Annotated in this window: 20 protein-coding genes; 7 read left to right on the top strand and 13 right to left on the bottom strand. The window is 52.0% G+C overall.

Translation table 11 applies throughout. The annotated features are described in order from the left end of the window. Positions 1-50: 50 nt before the first annotated feature. The 3 genes from NIES2104_RS15280 to NIES2104_RS15270 form a co-directional block, all read right to left on the bottom strand. Entirely contained in the window at positions 51-716 is a 666-nt protein-coding gene (locus NIES2104_RS15280) for a VOC family protein (RefSeq protein WP_058999127.1), read from the bottom strand. Positions 717-902: 186 nt separating this feature from the next. Continuing rightward, positions 903-1901 (bottom strand): xanthine dehydrogenase family protein subunit M, encoded by a 999-nt coding sequence (locus tag NIES2104_RS15275; RefSeq protein WP_058999125.1) that lies wholly within the window; start codon positions 1899-1901, stop codon positions 903-905. 3 nt (positions 1902-1904) lie between these two features. Continuing rightward, positions 1905-2570 (bottom strand): 2Fe-2S iron-sulfur cluster-binding protein, encoded by a 666-nt coding sequence (locus tag NIES2104_RS15270; protein WP_058999123.1) that lies wholly within the window; start codon positions 2568-2570, stop codon positions 1905-1907. 28 nt (positions 2571-2598) lie between these two features. On the opposite strand from NIES2104_RS15270, the gene NIES2104_RS31820 reads away from it, so the two are divergent. Beyond that, positions 2599-2745, top strand: a complete 147-nt coding sequence (locus NIES2104_RS31820) for a hypothetical protein (RefSeq protein ID WP_156426963.1) — start codon at positions 2599-2601, stop codon at positions 2743-2745. A gap of 56 nt (positions 2746-2801) precedes the next feature. On the opposite strand, the gene NIES2104_RS15265 is transcribed toward NIES2104_RS31820, so the two are convergent. The 3 genes from NIES2104_RS15265 to NIES2104_RS15255 are packed head-to-tail and all read right to left on the bottom strand — an operon-like array spanning position 2802 to position 5467. Continuing rightward, positions 2802-3653, bottom strand: a complete 852-nt coding sequence (locus tag NIES2104_RS15265) for an oxidoreductase (protein ID WP_058999121.1) — start codon at positions 3651-3653, stop codon at positions 2802-2804. Positions 3654-3706: 53 nt separating this feature from the next. After that, complete coding sequence (locus NIES2104_RS15260) at positions 3707-4594, bottom strand: aldo/keto reductase family oxidoreductase (protein WP_058999119.1); 888 nt, start codon at positions 4592-4594, stop codon at positions 3707-3709. Between the two features lie 60 nt (positions 4595-4654). After that, positions 4655-5467, bottom strand: coding sequence for an SDR family oxidoreductase (locus NIES2104_RS15255; RefSeq protein WP_058999117.1), 813 nt, complete (start codon positions 5465-5467; stop codon positions 4655-4657). A gap of 305 nt (positions 5468-5772) precedes the next feature. Between NIES2104_RS15255 and NIES2104_RS15250 the strand changes: the two genes are divergently transcribed. Next, positions 5773-6690 carry an AraC family transcriptional regulator gene (locus tag NIES2104_RS15250; protein ID WP_058999115.1) on the top strand — a complete coding sequence of 306 codons (918 nt, stop codon included), beginning with the start codon at positions 5773-5775 and terminating at the stop codon, positions 6688-6690. A gap of 45 nt (positions 6691-6735) precedes the next feature. Here NIES2104_RS15250 and NIES2104_RS33465 read toward each other — a convergent pair whose 3' ends face one another. Next, the gene (locus tag NIES2104_RS33465) at positions 6736-6861 is read right to left on the bottom strand and encodes a hypothetical protein (protein WP_263970966.1); all 126 of its coding nucleotides are present in this window, start codon (positions 6859-6861) and stop codon (positions 6736-6738) included. A 459-nt stretch (positions 6862-7320) separates the two neighbouring features. Continuing rightward, positions 7321-8070: an SDR family oxidoreductase gene (locus NIES2104_RS15240; RefSeq protein ID WP_058999111.1), complete on the bottom strand. Its 750-nt coding sequence runs from the start codon at positions 8068-8070 to the stop codon at positions 7321-7323. A gap of 114 nt (positions 8071-8184) precedes the next feature. Between NIES2104_RS15240 and NIES2104_RS15235 the strand changes: the two genes are divergently transcribed. Further along, positions 8185-8877, top strand: coding sequence for a TetR/AcrR family transcriptional regulator (locus tag NIES2104_RS15235; protein ID WP_082690002.1), 693 nt, complete (start codon positions 8185-8187; stop codon positions 8875-8877). A 395-nt stretch (positions 8878-9272) separates the two neighbouring features. On the opposite strand, the gene NIES2104_RS15230 is transcribed toward NIES2104_RS15235, so the two are convergent. After that, positions 9273-10208 carry an AraC family transcriptional regulator gene (locus NIES2104_RS15230; RefSeq protein WP_058999109.1) on the bottom strand — a complete coding sequence of 312 codons (936 nt, stop codon included), beginning with the start codon at positions 10206-10208 and terminating at the stop codon, positions 9273-9275. Between the two features lie 92 nt (positions 10209-10300). Here NIES2104_RS15230 and NIES2104_RS15225 point away from each other — a divergent pair, with 92 nt between their 5' ends. Beyond that, a complete protein-coding gene (locus NIES2104_RS15225) occupies positions 10301-11233 on the top strand; it encodes an SDR family oxidoreductase (RefSeq protein WP_202815076.1) in 933 nt (310 codons plus the stop codon). Positions 11234-11263: 30 nt separating this feature from the next. Here the strand turns inward: NIES2104_RS15225 and NIES2104_RS15220 are convergent, their stop codons facing one another. The 4 genes from NIES2104_RS15220 to NIES2104_RS15205 form a co-directional block, all read right to left on the bottom strand. Continuing rightward, positions 11264-11821: a carboxymuconolactone decarboxylase family protein gene (locus NIES2104_RS15220; protein ID WP_156426962.1), complete on the bottom strand. Its 558-nt coding sequence runs from the start codon at positions 11819-11821 to the stop codon at positions 11264-11266. 34 nt (positions 11822-11855) lie between these two features. After that, the gene (locus tag NIES2104_RS31815; protein ID WP_202815075.1) at positions 11856-12311 is read right to left on the bottom strand and encodes an Atu4866 domain-containing protein; all 456 of its coding nucleotides are present in this window, start codon (positions 12309-12311) and stop codon (positions 11856-11858) included. A gap of 108 nt (positions 12312-12419) precedes the next feature. Next, positions 12420-13160 carry an SDR family oxidoreductase gene (locus tag NIES2104_RS15210; protein ID WP_058999107.1) on the bottom strand — a complete coding sequence of 247 codons (741 nt, stop codon included), beginning with the start codon at positions 13158-13160 and terminating at the stop codon, positions 12420-12422. 63 nt (positions 13161-13223) lie between these two features. Further along, entirely contained in the window at positions 13224-13409 is a 186-nt protein-coding gene (locus NIES2104_RS15205) for an SRPBCC family protein (RefSeq protein ID WP_058999104.1), read from the bottom strand. Positions 13410-13621: 212 nt separating this feature from the next. Here NIES2104_RS15205 and NIES2104_RS15200 point away from each other — a divergent pair, with 212 nt between their 5' ends. From NIES2104_RS15200 to NIES2104_RS15195, 3 genes are all read left to right on the top strand, one after another. Continuing rightward, positions 13622-14539 (top strand): AraC family transcriptional regulator, encoded by a 918-nt coding sequence (locus tag NIES2104_RS15200; RefSeq protein ID WP_058999102.1) that lies wholly within the window; start codon positions 13622-13624, stop codon positions 14537-14539. 228 nt (positions 14540-14767) lie between these two features. Next, positions 14768-14896 carry a hypothetical protein gene (locus NIES2104_RS33460; protein WP_263970964.1) on the top strand — a complete coding sequence of 43 codons (129 nt, stop codon included), beginning with the start codon at positions 14768-14770 and terminating at the stop codon, positions 14894-14896. A 198-nt stretch (positions 14897-15094) separates the two neighbouring features. Next, on the top strand, positions 15095-15991 hold the full coding sequence (locus tag NIES2104_RS15195; protein WP_058999101.1) for an AraC family transcriptional regulator: 897 nt from the start codon (positions 15095-15097) through the stop codon (positions 15989-15991). The last annotated feature ends 171 nt before the right edge of the window (positions 15992-16162 follow it).

Genomic DNA, 16162 nt, shown 5'->3' with positions numbered 1-16162 from the left:
TTTCCTTGCTTCCGCATTTTGTGTGTTCGTATCGTCGTTTATCGCCCGCCTCAGTCCGGCATCCGACCGCCGGTCGCTTGGTATATCTGCTTGAAGAACTTCTCGGATTCGGGGCTGCGCTCGATCAGCTCGATGACTGCGCCGTTCGCATATTCGCCCTCGACATAGCACCAGCTCACGCCATCAGCGGTCATCGCATCAACCAACAAGGGCGGACGTTGCCCGCCACGCGTCGCCGCCATCGCGTCGAGTTCACGCTCGATCGAGCGCACAAGAAACCCCAGGTGGTGCATTCCCTCTCCGCGTTCCTTGAGAAAAGTCGCGTGGGGAGAGCGATCGTCCACAGGTTGCAGCAGTTCAAGCAACGTATTCCCCATCCAGGTGAACCCAATGCGAAGATTGAATCCGGTCACGCCGCTCGACACGCGAGCCTTCGGAAACTGGGCATCGAAGACGTGCGAACGACCGAAGCCGAAGCCGTCTTGGAGCTTTGCGAGTGAGCGGTCTCGATCAGCCACAATCAGGGCGACGTGATGCAAGTCGGGCAATCCCGACCCGTCACGACGTTCGCCGCGTGCACTTGATTTTCTCTCCCGATCAGAGCCGCTGGCTTGGGTCACGACTTGCGAATCCTGCGCGTTGGTGGAACATGCCGCTGCACCCAGCGCGGCAAGACAGCAGCCGCAAGCCGCAGTCAACATTCCACGTCTCGACATTTTCATTCTCCTTCTCCTTTGAATGATTTTTCCAGCAGCGCCGAGCCGATACCAAAAATCACGCCGCCGATGATGTGCGACAAGCAGTTTTCTCGTTCAGAATGCACTATTCGCGGCGGGTTGAATTTAGCGGCGTTTGCCGATTAATGCCATCTTATTCGTCTCCTTGATCCAAAATTTTACGCATCAAGCTCTATCGCTACCCATCGCTTGGATTAAAGCGCGGACGATCATCCGCTTACCGAGTTCGACTTTGAAGGCGTTGTGTTCGAGCGGTTTAGCATTCCGCATTTCCGCTTCAGCCGCCGCTAGAAAATTCGCTTCGGTTGCCGCTTTACCCGCTAGAAACGTTTCGGCTGCCGTGGCGCGCCAGGGTTTGTGTGCTACACCACCCATTGCGATTCGCACTTGATTGACCGTGTTGCCGCTGGTTTCCAGTGCGACGGCGACCGAGACGAGCGCAAAGGCGTAACTGCTGCGATCGCGCACTTTCAAGTAGTGACTTTTAGCAGCAAAATTGTTTCTCGGCAGTTCGATCGCTGTAACCAATTCGCCTCGGTCTAAGTTGTTGTCTTTTTCCGGGTTGTTCTCTGGCAGACGGTGATAGTTGGTAAAGGCAATCGATCGCACTGTGCCGTCTGAGCGCTGCACCTGCACAATCGGATCGAGGGCAGCAAGCGCGATCGCCATATCACTGGGATAAACCGCAACGCACTGTTCCGACCAGCCGAAAATCGCATGATTGCGGTTGATGCCTGCGATCGCACCACAGCCGCTGCCCGGTTCGCGTTTGTTACAGGGCATCGCCGTATCGTAAAAGTACGGGCAGCGCGTTCGCTGATTGAGATTGCCGCCATTGGTCGCCATATTGCGAATCTGCCCCGACGCGCCTGCTAAAATCGCCTGCGTCAACAGCGGGTAGTTTTGCCGCACGAGGGGGTGATTCGCCGTATCGGAGTTTTTCGCCAGCGCTCCGATCGAGAGATTGCCACTTCCCGCAACGGTGCCGATTTGCGTCAGGTTCAAGCGCGTGATATCCACCAGTTCAACCGGACGGGCTACATCTTCCTTCATCAGGTCAATCAGGTTGGTGCCGCCCGCTAGAAACTGGGAATTTGCATTTGCTGCAACGGTTTGCACGGCTGTGTTCGCGTCCTTCGCTTTTGTGTATTGAAAAGGTCTCATAATTTACGCCGCCTCACCCGTGTGAACTTCTCTGATTGCCGCAACAATGTTTGGATACGCACCACAGCGACAGAGGTTGCCCGACATTCTTTCTTTGATCTCGTCGTCGGAGAGCTGTACCGGGCGTGGTTGCTGCCGCACATCAGCGGTGACATAGCTCGCTCCGCCGTTCTGCGCTTCGTTCAACATGGCGACCGCTGAGCAAATCTGACCCGGTGTGCAGTAGCCGCACTGAAATCCATCGTTCTTGACGAACGCCGCCTGCATCGGGTGCAGATCGTCGCCTTGTGCCAAACCCTCGATCGTCGTCACCTCGCTGCCTTCGCACGTTGCCATCAGCGTCAGGCAGGACAACACGCGCCGCCCATCTACAATCACCGTGCAGGCACCGCACTGCCCGTGATCGCAGCCTTTTTTCGAGCCAGTCAGCCCGATATGTTCGCGCAGGGCATCGAGTAACGTCACACGCGGTTCAAGCGTAAGTGACTGAGGTTTGCCATTAATCTTTAGTGCCACAGCCACTCCATTGGGCTGAGCGATCGGGGGGATAGGTGAGGGTTTAGGACTGGGTTGAGCGATCGATCGCCTCATCCAGTTCCCCGCTGTTGTCATGATCGTACCTACGATCATTAATTGACCGAAGCGGCGGCGTTTTAACCGAATTCTCATAAACGTTCTTCCAGATAATAAGCCTGTATTGCGTGGTGTCCTCGATGCTCACCCGGATATCCGCGTTGAAACCACGATCGACGAAGGGATAACTGACATTATTGGTCTTTCTCATGCCGCTCATCTGTCTTTCGGGATTGCGATCGAGTTAGAATCTGCGATCGCCAAACTCTAGGGCTTAAATGCGGCTTCGGCGATCGACTACTGTTTTTGCAACCCTTTGGTTGTTTCCTAGTTCCTTGCTCCTACCGTTTCACCTTCAAATGCAGTGCTAAGCGAAACGGATTTCCAAGCTTCGAGTTCAGCTTTCATTGCATCGAGTTTTTGAGCAATTCCGTTTGCTGAATCTTCGCCGAGTGCTAATCGCAAAGGTGGATTGTCACTTTCGACGACTTGAATCATTGCGACAGCGGCTTTGGCTGGATCACCCGGTTGGCTGACAATCGCTGCTTGCATTGAATCGATCGTCGCGGCATATTCCGCGATCGGCTGCTTTGGAGTGATGACTGATGCAGCGCCATTCGTCTGAAATGTCCCTGGTTCGATCAGCGTCACGTTGATCCCTAAAGGCTTAACTTCTTGTACTAACGCTTCAGAAATTCCTTCTATAGCAAACTTGGTTGCACTATAAATTCCGAGTCCACCAAAGGCAACCACGCCAGCAAAAGAAGAAATGTTGAGAATGTGACCACTGCGTTGTTTACGCATTGTTGGTAACACGGCACGAGTCATATTCAGTACGCCGAAGAAATTCGTCTCAAATTGTCGTCTAATGTCTTCATCACTAAATTCTTCAATCGCGCCCAGTGTGGCATAGCCCGCATTGTTCACCAGCACATCAATACAAGCGTACTGATTCAATGCCGACTTGATCGACGCTTGAATCTCTTGTGGGTTCGTCACATCTAGGCGAACCGGATGGATTGTCTCTGGGTATTGTTGAACGAGATCATCGAGTTGTTCCGGTTTTCGAGCCGTGGCAACCACACGATCGCCCTTCTTAAGTACCGCTTCAACTAGCGATCGACCAAACCCGCTAGAGCTACCCGTAATCAACCAAACTTTAGTATCAGAATTTGACATTATTTGTTGCTTGTGAATGTGGATTGAGGTGAATGAAGAGTTGGAAACGTCAATTATTTGTCTTTTTGAGTTGCGATCGCGTTTAACGTTTCAAGCACTTGGGGCGAAAGTTGCAGAGCGGCGGCTTTAAGATTCTCGCGCAAATGCTCAACCGATGACGTTCCGGGAATGAGCAAAATGTTGGGAGAACGATGAAGCAGCCAAGCTAACGCGACCTGCATTGGGGTTGCATTCAAAGAGGCGGCAACGTCATTCAGTGTGGACGATTGCAGCGGCGAAAACCCACCGAGCGGAAAGAACGGGACATACGCTACACCCTGACGTGCCAGATCGTCGATGAAAGCGTCATCTTCACGATGCACTAAGTTGTACTCGTTCTGAACGCAAACGATCTCGGTAATTGTTTGTGCCTCTGCTAACTGCTTGGGCGTGACGTTGCTGAGTCCGATATGGCGGATCAGCCCCTGTTGTTTGAGTTCAGCCAAAACGGTCAGTGGCTCCGCGAGAGAACCCTCCGATGGTTTTGCCATGTCACCCATCATCCGAAGATTGACAACATCGATCGCATCAATTTCGAGGTTTCGCAAGTTGTCGTGAACGGCATCAATCAGCTCCTGCCGCGACATCGCAAGTTGCCACGAGCCATCTTCAGGACGACGGGCACCAATCTTAGTCACAATGACGAGATCCTCTGGATAGGGATGCAGTGCTTGCTGGATAATCTGATTGGTAATATGGGGACCGTAGAAGTCGCTGGTATCGATGTGATTGATGCCGAGTGCGATCGCCTCGCGCAGAACGGCAACCGCAGCATCGACATCACGCGGCGGACCAAAGACCCCTTTACCCGCGAGTTGCATTGCGCCGTATCCTAGACGATTTAAAGCGATCGACGTGTTTGGCAGCGTGAAGCTGCCGCCAAGATTTGTTTGTACAGTCATTGTTACTGCTCCTTATCAATGTTTACGACTTTTCTTGCTTGAACTTGAATGTGCTATTCGTTATTGGTCAATAGCACGTGCCACATCTTGCCATTCTGTCCAGACCTTTAATCGCTGCTCATAGATGTGCGGGACAATCTGAGTTGCAAACGTGCCGAGGAGCAGACGCAACGGCGGATTCTCGGCATCGACGAGCTTGAGGATTGCCGCACTGGATGCAGTGGGATCGCTAATTTTCACATCCGCATTTCGAGTTGCTCGTGCATTCCGCACGCTGTCATAGTCCGCGATCGGCGTAGCGTGTACCGCCGAGCTACCCGACCAATCTGTACTGAACCCACCCGGCTCGATAATCGTGACTTTGATACCGAAGGGCGCGACCTCCTGACTGAGTGCCTCACTGAATCCTTCCAGTCCCCATTTGGAGGCGTGGTACAGTCCGAGCATTGGGAATGCACCGATCCCTCCGATGCTGGAAACTTGGAGAATATGTCCACTGCCTTGCGATCGCAGGTAGGGTAATGCCGCTTGCGTCACCCACAGTGCCCCAAATAAATTAGTTTCGATCTGCGCTCGTGCTTCAGCCTCGCTGACTTCTTCGATCGCTCCAAACAAGCCATAGCCTGCATTATTCACAATCACATCAAGCTGTCCAAAATGCTTATGTGCTGCCTGCACCGCTGCAAAGTTCGCTGCTTGATCAGTGACATCCAAATGCAGAGGCAAGATCTGATCGCCAAATTGCTCTACCAAGTCATTGAGGCTGTCAGGATTACGCGCTGTTGCAGCCACTCTGTCTCCTCGCTCTAGTGCCGCCTGAGTCCATTCGCGACCAAAGCCGCGAGATGTCCCTGTAATAAACCATGTCTTCATGGGTGCTCCTTGTTCAAAAAGTTTATGAGAAGTGGTTAGTGAAGAGGAAGGCACGAAGGACTTTTTGCCCGTTAGCCACAAATCTGTCCAATATCGGGGTGTCGATCTGCCCAGATAACTAGATCAGTCGCTTGAGCCAGTGCCTCTCACTGCTGTACTTGCATAGATTCATCCTATAAGCCAGAACCAAGAGCTTAAATACACAAACCTGGCAGATGTTTGCCTAATCCTCCCAAGCAAGGTGCAAGCAGCAAAAAAATGTTCTTATAATAAGCGCATGAGAACAATCACAGCAGGCAGGATGCATGGGAATTGAGACAACGAGTCATGAGGAAGCGATCGACAAATGTGAAGAACTGGCGACATTAGTTGCTCGGCACACGCACAGCAAGGGCAACGGTTCCCATGCAACTGCGATCGATTCTTTAGCATTCATGCGGGAATGTGATTCTGTTACAGCAATGCGCGGTGTCAGCGAACCGGTACTTGGTCTTGTGGTGCAAGGTAAAAAAGAAGTGCTGCTGAATGAAGAAGCTTATCGATACGGCGTTGCTCAGTATTTGGTTGTTTCGGTGGATTTGCCGATGAGTGGATGTGCTGTCGAGGCGACACCCGACAAACCCTATTTATGTCTTAAGCTAAAGCTAGACTCTGCCCAGCTCTGTGAAATCATCGCTCAAACGAATCCAAGTATCGATCACAAAGATTCTGTTAGCGGCTGGTTTATCAGTAATGCCGATTCAACGTTGATTGATTGTGCTATCCGCCTGACCAAGCTGTTAGAGACACCGCAAGATATCCCGTTTCTCGCCCCGATGGTCATCCGCGAAATTTATTACCGCCTGCTCACTGGTGAACAAGGGGAGGCGATTCGTCAGATTGCCACGGCTGGTAGCAATATGCAGCGGATTGCTGAAGTCATCAAACGACTCAAAGCAGAGTTTGCCCAGCCGCTCCGAGTTGAGGATCTAGCTGAGCAGGCGAATATGTCTGCTTCATCGTTCCATCGCCACTTTAAGCAAGTGACCTCGATGAGTCCGCTGCAATATCAAAAGCAATTGAGACTGTCAGCAGCGCGTCAGATCATGCTGTCCGAGAATGTGGGTGCGACCCAGGTGGCTCATCAGGTGGGCTATGAGAGCATCTCGCAGTTCAGCCGCGAATATGCCCGCATGTTTGGTGCGCCACCTATCCGAGACATTGAACGGTTACGAGTCGCTTGACCTTACTTGTTTTTGAACCCCAGCGCGATCGACTGTAGAAACACGTTACACCGGGTTACAAGTTGAGATCGTGCTTCCCGGTGCAGTCTGACCCGCCGTCAGTTCAACCTTACCCGTCTGAGCATTGCGATGCCAAGCGGTCGCTTCAACGATCGAGGTGGGAACAGTCACAGTCGTAGTCGATCGCTGAGCGCAATCTGAATCCGACCTCCATTGCCCGCGATCGCACTCGCCACGATATCACTGTTCCCCAGACCCACAATTAACGGAGCTTCGATCGTCAAATTGCCCCCATTCCCGATCGCACCTTTTGGGCGAGACCCAGTACCTGATGGACGGCATTGAGCAATTCGGGGACGATAGCAGAGCAGCGTCCAGCTATGCGCTCCAGTTGTTCGGGGTAGCGTGCCCCCTGCACCGTGATCTGAGAGACAGGGAAATCATCTCCTCTTTTGACGGAGCATGGGAAAAGCTTATTCTATGCAGCCAAGACCAAGAGCCGAGACTTCCAAATTGCTGTTTCCAAGTTTGCGCTTTTGCATAGTCACACTTCTTCTGGTCTCTCCTTGGAAACTCGTGTCCAAGTGGGATGTTAGCGGTTTGTTGAATAGCGTTTCTGGGAAGGCAAGATTACCACGGGAGCGGTCCGCTCGGTCCAGAGAAGGTGCCTGTCGGTCCGTCCTCTTCCAGGGCGACGCGCACCGGTTCACGAGCACCCTCTTCGATCGAGTCTGTGCCCGCGAAGTTGTTGAGAGCCGTCTTGGTGAAGCCGGGGCTGACGACGTTAACCTTGATGTTTGTCCCTTCCAGTTCAATGGCAAAGGACAGCGTAATAGCGTTGAGAGCGGTCTTCGAGGCGGCGTAAGTCACGCCATACCCCGTGCGATACTCCCAGGTCGGATCCGAGTTCAGCGTCAGCGAACCGACACCGCTCCCGATGTTAACAATGCGCGCCGCAGGTGCTTCGCGCAGCAGTGGTAGCATCGCCTGCGTAACGGCGAGAACACCGAACACGTTGGTCTCAAAAACGGTACGCACTTCGTCCAGAGACGCAACGCTGGCGCGGTTCGACTGGAGCATCTCTTCGAGCGACCTTCCCCGTTCTCCCGCGTGCGCGATGGCCGCGTTGTTCACCAGCACGTCGAGCCGCCCGAACTCACTGCGAACGCGCTCTACGGCGGCGGCGATGGACGCTCTGTCCGTCACGTCAAGTTGAAGGGCGTGAGCATTCGCCCCGATGCTTTTCGCGGCGGTCTCACCATTCTCGAAGTTGCGCGACCCGACGAGCACGGTGAAGCCGTGTTGCGCCATCTCTTTGGCGATTTGGAGTCCGATTCCTTGGTTAGCCCCGGTGATTAGGGCGATGCGGTTGTTTTGCATAGTAATCTCTTTTGCCTCAATGTTGGTCTACGCCGCTGTGCTAAATTAGCTTAAGCGGAACTATATTCCACATAATACGGAACAATGTTCCGCCTTGTCAAGTGGAGAGTGAAAATGAGCAAGAAGACGGACGCGAAAGGCAGTGACTACGGACGCGAAGCCTCGAAGTCGCGACCTGTGCGGGCTGACGCGCAACGGAATATTGATGCACTGCTGGAGGCAGCGTTGGCGGTGTTCGCAACTTCGGGAGTGGACGCTCCTGTACGAGAGATTGCAGAGAAGGCTGGTGTCGGCATCGGCACCGTGTATCGCCATTTTCCGCAACGCTCGGATCTGATCGTGGCGGTCTTCCGTCATCAGGTCGATGCCTGTGCGGATGCCGCATCGGTCTTGGCAGCAAAACATCCGCCGGGTGAAGCGCTGGCGCTTTGGATGCAGCGCTATGCAGACTTCATCGCAACCAAACGCGGACTTGCAACCGCCTTGCACTCTGGAAACCCGGCATTCAACACTTTGCCTATCTACTTTGATAAGCGACTCCGTCCTGCGCTACAAGCATTGCTCAACGCAGCGGCTAGCGCGGGTGAGGTGCGTACCGATATCGAGCCAGACGACTTACTGAGAGCGGTTGCGAGCTTGTGTATGTCGGCTGACGGGGATCGAACCGACTACGTGCGCCGCATGGTTGCTCTGCTCGTCGACGGATTGCGATACACTGCGAACCCATCGGTGAATACGCCTCCCGAGCGCGAGTCAGTTGGCTCGGACCTGGACACAGCATCGATCGACGAGTCAGATCGGCTGTAAACCACCACATCACGGAAGCAAGAAAGGGGATGTATGCGACGATCGAGGAATGTGTTGTCGGTCAAGCGAATGACACGAATTGAACGAAATCTTGCTGAGGCGTGTCAAAGCCGACTGCCCAGGAATCTTTCCAGTTTTTGGTGAAGTGGGTGCGATCGCCAAATTTTAGGGGGTAGTGAATTTGCTTTCATAAGTCGTTTCTCTAGCTGTATCGCAAATTCTTTTGAGGCAAAAGCCAAGAATTTTGCTAGTGAATCAGCTATCAAAAAATAAAGCTACTCTCTAGAGTCAGAATGTGCGATCGCAACTTAGATTCCGAGCAATGCTTCTATAGAAGATTGAACCAAGTAATAGAAATGACAATCCATTGCGCCTAGTTCTCGATCAAGTACTCTTCATCCCTTGATGGGCAAAAGAGAAACCGGAGTCTGTCTACAGCTATATTGCCGTGGCGAACAGCCCATGATCCGCTTGAAGGCAGTACTGAAGGCGCTTTCTGATTCGTAGCCGAGTGACAAAGCAATGACGGAAACGGAATCGCTAGAATTTGCCAACCTGTCCCCCGCTAGCAGCATTCTCCAGCGCGTTAAGTATGCCATCGGTGATGCCCCAACCGTCGCTTTAAATTTCAGGGCAAAGCTCGATCGCGACATGCCAACACGCTCCGCCAGTTCCTGTAATGTCCAGCCATACGCCGGATCATCGTGCATCGCGTGGATCGCCGCGCCCATCTGTTGATCCGCCAGAGCACACAGCCATCCAACGCCACCTCTCAACCCTTCCGCTAGATGCAGCCGCAGCGCCTGAACTAGCATCATGTGGGCGAGGTGTTCTATGACTAGAAAGCAGCCTGGTTGTCGATCGCGCAGTTCCTGCATCATTCGCTCCAGAGACCAACGCAGCGCTGCCTGATCTGATTCTTGCCGGATATACACGATCGGCGGCAGTTCCCCCAACAGAATGTCAGCATGATTGCCAGCCAGAGCAAAGAGGCTACCCACAACAAAGCAATCTCCGCCGCCATTGTATGAGACGATGCCACCCTCGCGTGCGATCGCAAAAATTTTATGAGCATCGATCGGGGTCAAAGCTAAGTCGCTTGCTAAGCAGAAAGGTCGCCCTCTGGGTAGCAGGAAGCAATCCCCCGACTGCAAGCGCACCGCGTCGGGAATACCTTCTACAGACAACCAGCACTGACCCGAAATCACAGCATTAAACTTGACCCCTTCATGCTGAGGGAACTGAATCGACCATGTTCCACCCGCATCCAAACTAGCGGATACATAGCTGCGAGGTTTCAGCAGTGACAACACATCTGAGAGTGGATCCATGAACTATCCTGGACGATCGCGAAGATAATACGGACTTTATAGCATAGACCGTATTTTCTCAATCGCTTATCTTGATCGTCATGAGTCTGCAAATGCAGTCATCGTCATCCAATCAAGGAGAAGTCGTGATGCGTGTCTTTATCACTGGTGCTACGGGTTTTATCGGCTCTGCCATTGTTCAGGAGTTGCTGAACGTGGGGTATCAGGTCGTTGGACTGGCGCGTAACGATGCTGCTGCCAAGGCTTTAGCGCAGATGGGCGTTGAGGTGCATCGAGGCGATCTATCGGACACACAGAGCCTCATCGCAGGGGTTCGCGACTGTGATGGAATCATCCATACAGCCTTCGTGCATGACTTTTCGGATTATGCGGGGGCGGGCGAGACAGATAGGCGGGCGGTTGAGGCAATGGGGAATGCGATCGCGGGATCGGGTCGCCCCTTCGTCATCACCTCCGGAACCGTGGTCGTTCCGCCGGGTGGCATTGCAACCGAAGACGACGCGGGCGATCCTAGCTCCGTCGCGGCTCCGCGTGTCGCTTCGGAAGAAGCAGTGCTGGCGATGGCTTCGCGGGGAGTGCGGGCATCGGTAGTGCGTCTGCCGCCGTCGGTGCATGGCGATGGCGACCACGGCTTTATTCCAGCGCTCATTAGTATTGCTCGTGAAAAGGGTGTTTCAGCGTATGTGAATGATGGTCTCAACCGCTGGTGTGCAGTGCATCGGCTCGATGCTGCCCATCTGTTCAGGCTGGCACTTGAGAAAGGTTCTGCGGGCGCAATCTATCACGGAGTTGCTGACGAAGGCGTACCCGTCAAACAGATTGCCGAGGTTGTCGGACGGCGTTTGAATGTACCCACGATCGCGAAGTCCTCCGATGAAGCAGCCGACCATTTCGGCTGGCTCGCGCATTTTCTGAGTGCCGACTGTCCAGCTTCGAGTGTGCAAACGCAGAAACGATTAGGATGGCATCCAACACAGCCCGCGCTCATTCCCGATCTCGATCAATCAAGCTATTTTGAAATCTAGACAGACCGCACCTGCGACATCTTTACGCCGTCAGGACGGTTTTGATTGCGCGGTGAAGACTTCTCGTAATGCTTGTGCCGCATCAATCGAGCGTGGAAAACCAGCCGTTACTGTCGTCAGGTAAATGATTTCTTTGAGTTCGTCTGGCGTTACGCCGAGAGTGAGGGCATAGCCTGCGTGAACCTTCATTTGTGGCAAATTTCCGGTGGCAGCAAAGGCGGCAACGGTGGCAAGCTGACGAGTGCGATCGTTTAGCCCCTGACGCGACCAAACCTCACCAAGCGAATAGTCCACGATCGCATCTGCCAGAAACGGGAAATCCTGTCGTAAGGCATTGAGTACAGGTTGCCCTGCGCCACCAGTCAGCTTATTGATGACTTGGTTACCTTTTTCACGACGGCTCTGGTTTTCGGGTTGAGTTTGTGTCATCGTTCTAGTCTCTGATTGAGTTTGTGCAGTGACCACATGCGGCAAGAACGCAATGAGCAACGCAACAAAAGTGCAGAATAAGGTAATGATTATTCTGTATCCAGCTTTTTTCCAGTACACAACCTGTCTGTGTTTACGATCGCTGACTTGATTACTCATCTCGTTCATTGCACTCCTAAACTTTGTTTTGGGTTCATCTTTTTCGGTAAAAAACATAGCCGCCGTGATAAAGTACGCCGTCACGAAACTCGCCATCCGCAGTAAATCCGGTATCGTCCCAGTAATTAATGCGATTTCCTGTTAGTTCATAGCGTCCCTGATACGCGCTCTCTCTGTCACCGCGAGCTTCGTCGTAACGGTTATTCGGTAGAAGTTCGTGGCGGATATAACCATCTTTCGTGACCCACATTCCAACGTAAGGGTTAGTGGGTTGGGAGGCTTCCGTGCTAGCTTGATTTTGATTCATAGTTTGGCGATTACTAGAGGTTTGAGGAGATGGAGCAACTGACGGAGATTCAGTGGCAGAAGCTTCTACGGAGGACTCTGGCGCGGGTGCTTCTGCCGTCGATTGAGGAGTACAGCTTATCAATGCAAAAGCTCCCAAACCGATCGTCACTGCTAATGTGTTGAGCATCAATTGTGTTTTCATACAAGAAACCCTTCATGTCGGTATCGTTTGAAGCATGGTTACGACTTTGAGTATGAGAAGTGCAGCCCTTTCAAGATGTGGGAGGAAATTCTGCCAGTCAGCTAGCGCTTAGCCGCTCTGTCCGATCGGTCGAACAATGATCTCATTCACATCCACGTCTGCGGGTTGCTCGATCGCAAAGGCAATGGCACGGGCGATCGCGTCTGCTGGAATAGCTGACCCTCGAAATTCCTCCACCCACTGTGCCGCTTCAGCATCGCTAATGGTGTTAACTAGTTCAGATTCGGTGTTTCCAGGGGAGATCACCGTCACCCGAATATCCGGCGATTCCTGCCGCAGTCCCTCGGAGATTGCCCAAACCGCAAACTTAGTCGCGCAGTACACGGCGGCTGTCGGGTACACGTTGTGCCCCCCGATCGAGGATAGATTCATAAACTGCCCGGATTGCTGCTGCTTAAAGGTGGGAAGGGCAGCAGCGATACCGTGGAGTACACCGCGAATGTTGACATCGATCATCCGGTTCCATTCATCAACCTTCAACACTTCTAGCTTAGAGAGCGGCATCAAGCCTGCATTGTTCACCAACACATCAAGGTGACCAAACTTATCCTTGGCAAATTCGACAAAGGCTTGCATGTCTTCAAGGCTGGTCACATCTAGGGTGCGGTACTCTGCTGCGCCCCCTTTGTCGCGAATTTCAGATACGATCGTTTCGAGTCGATCGGTACGACGTGCCCCCAACACGACCTGTAAACCTTGACGAGCGAGCAGACGAGCGGTAGCTTCACCAATGCCGCTGCTTGCACCCGTAATCAGCACAACCTTCTTGGTCTTTTCCTGGGTAGTCATGAGTATTCCTCTGTTCTTTTGCAGTAATGAGTTTAGATTGTGGCATCGGTTCATGCGGCAGAACTATCTTAAAAGCCGCTCCAGTTCATCAAGGCAGGTCTGGAAGATGACGAACGGGAACCACTTTGGCAGTGCTCCGAAGTCCCGCACGATGCTCCAAACCTTGTCGGCGGGAACGTTGAGTACCTTGCTCAAGATGTCCGCTCCGCTGTTGTCGGAGATACAGCAGTACCGCTTGGGCAAGACCATGGGAAACTCCGGTGATTAACCAGATTTTCTTGTCGTTTGTCATAACCTTCTACTTCTGTATTCGGATAGTTTCATCCTATGAGCAAGAATCAGGAGGTTAAATGCACAAACCTCGCAGATGATTGCCTAATTCTCTCAAAAGACGCAGACAAAGAAGAAAAATTTCCTATAATTAAGCGCATGAGCAGGGCTACATCAATTAGGAATCCAGCATGACGATTGACACACTCAGCCACAAGAGCACGATCGATAAATGTGAAGAACTAGCGGCATTGGTCGCTCGGCACACTGACAACCAGGGAAACGGTGCCCATGCCACTGCGATCGATTTCCTGATCTTCATGCGAGAATGCAATCCTGCCACCGCAATCCAGACGGTTAGCGAACCGCTTCTCAGCATTGTGGTGCAGGGCAAAAAAGAAGTGTTGCTGAATGAGAAAACCTATCGGTACAGTGTTGCCCAGTATCTAGTCGTGTCAGTGGATTTGCCCCTGAGTGGACGTGTGCTAGAGGCGACCTCCAATCAGCCCTATCTGGGATTTAAGCTAAAGTTAGACCCAGCCAAACTCAGTGAGATTATTGCTCAAACGAGCCTAGAAACCACTCAAAAAGAATCAGTGAGAGGCTGGTTCATCAGTGATGCCGATCCACCGTTGATTGATTGTGCCCTCCGACTGACACAGCTTTTGGATACACCGCAGAATATCTCGTTTCTTGCACCGCTGATCATCCGCGAAATCTATTACCGTCTGCTGATAGGAGAACAAGGAGAGGCGGTGCGTCAGATTGCCACCGCTGGCAGCAATATGCAGCGGATCGCTGAAGTCATCAAACAAATCAAAACCGATTTTGCAAAGCCGCTCCGGGTTGAGGAGTTGGCAGAGCAAGCGAACATGTCTGCTGCATCATTCCACCGTCACTTCAAAGCAGTCACCTCGATGAGTCCGCTGCAATATCAAAAACAACTGAGGCTATTAACAGCGCGGCAGATCATGCTGGCTGAGAATGCTGATGCAACTCAGGCTGCTTATCAAGTGGGGTATGAGAGTACCTCACAGTTCAGCCGCGAATATGCCCGCATGTTTGGTGCACCGCCCATTCGGGACATTGAACGGTTACGGGTCGCTTGACCTTGCCTATTTTTGAACCACAGGTGGCACCATTGATATTGCCAGCGATGCCCTATCGGACAACGACATCGCAGCGAAGATAAGCCAGGCGACGGCACGGCAGGTGCCATACATGCAGGTTACAGCCGAAGCTGCCGCACAGAACTCGATGATCGCGCGCCTCTTGCAGGCGATGATCGACGGTAAAGCAGGGCGGATATACCATCCTTACGCGCATTGCATCCTGGTTTGTTGACCTTTGATCAGTGGCTTGCAGCAGGTCACGCAGAAGCGATCGCGAAACTCCTGCCTCCTCTGCATGAAATTCTGGTGCAGACGATCAACACACAAGATTCATCGATCGTCGTTTCGCTTTGAGGATGCTAAAAATGCCTATCTATTTGAGGCATTACCAGATCTCTTCGGCAAAATCGTCATTGAGTTGGCATACTATTCTTTTTGTGAAAGAGAAGATGTTGACCTAAAGAGGATTGACCTGAGATGAACTCGTGTTAGAAGCTAAGAAGGTCAAAAGCGTTTATGTTTCAAGCTGTGAATGAGTAGGTGCAGGCAACTATGACAAACTCCCTTCTTAAACCCAGTGAGCTGAACCAACGACTCCAAAGAACGCTGACCTTATCCAGTCGGCAGATGGGCTGGAATGGCATTTTAGTTGAGCAGCATGACTATACTTCAACTCCTGGCAAAATAGAGAAAATAGAACTGCCTGCTCTGTCCGATCATTGGCTAATCTTACCGAAGGGGCATCCCACTTATCTAAGCCAGAAGTCCGACAATCGCTGGCACGAATCAATCTTTCAAGAAGGAGATAGCCTCTTGGTTCCGGCTGAGCAGTTGAGCTACTGGTGTTGTCCAGGCAGTGAGGCTATCCAAACGGAACTCAACATTCATTTGCAGCCAAAGCTGGTTGAACAAGTTGCTGAAGCGTCTGAAATCAATACAACGCGGGTCAATCTGGTCAACCATTTCGGTCAGCAAGACTTGAATCTTCAGCAGATTGCCATGCTACTTTTAGCAGAGGTAAAATCCGGTGGCATGATGGGGCGATTATATGTTGAATCCTTGTCTCAAGCATTAATCATTCATCTCTTGCGGCATTATTCTGAGGATGCGCCCATCATTGCACCTGAGAATAGAAGCTTAACTCATATCCAGTTGCAGCAAGCGATCGACTACATTCACACTCATCTCGATCAAGATTTGTCATTGGCTGAACTGTCAAACGTCGTTAATATCAGCCCCACTTACTTTGCCAATTTGTTTAAACAAGCAATCGGAATCTCGCCGCATCAGTATGTGATTCAACAGCGAGTGGAACAGGCAAAAGTGATGCTGTCGAAAACAGATTTGGCGATCGCAGACATCGCCCTGCAAGTCGGCTTCTCCAGCCAAAGTCATTTGACACAACAGTTTAAGCGAATTACTGGAATGACACCAAAGCAGTTTCGCTAACACCATAAGAATCTGACAAATCGTTGACAAATCATCGTAAGAATCTGAAAGAAGTTGAGCGTTGGCACTCATTACACTCAAATTAAATTCAGACGAGAATCCAGTGCAGCTTGCACCAAATGTACAACATGACTGGCAAGCGATCGCAGTAAACAGGTAAACCGCCAACAG

Origin of the sequence: Leptolyngbya sp. NIES-2104, assembly GCF_001485215.1 — a bacterium.
Classification (GTDB): domain Bacteria; phylum Cyanobacteriota; class Cyanobacteriia; order Leptolyngbyales; family Leptolyngbyaceae; genus Leptolyngbya.
This window is presented reverse-complemented; position numbering and strand designations above follow the sequence as displayed.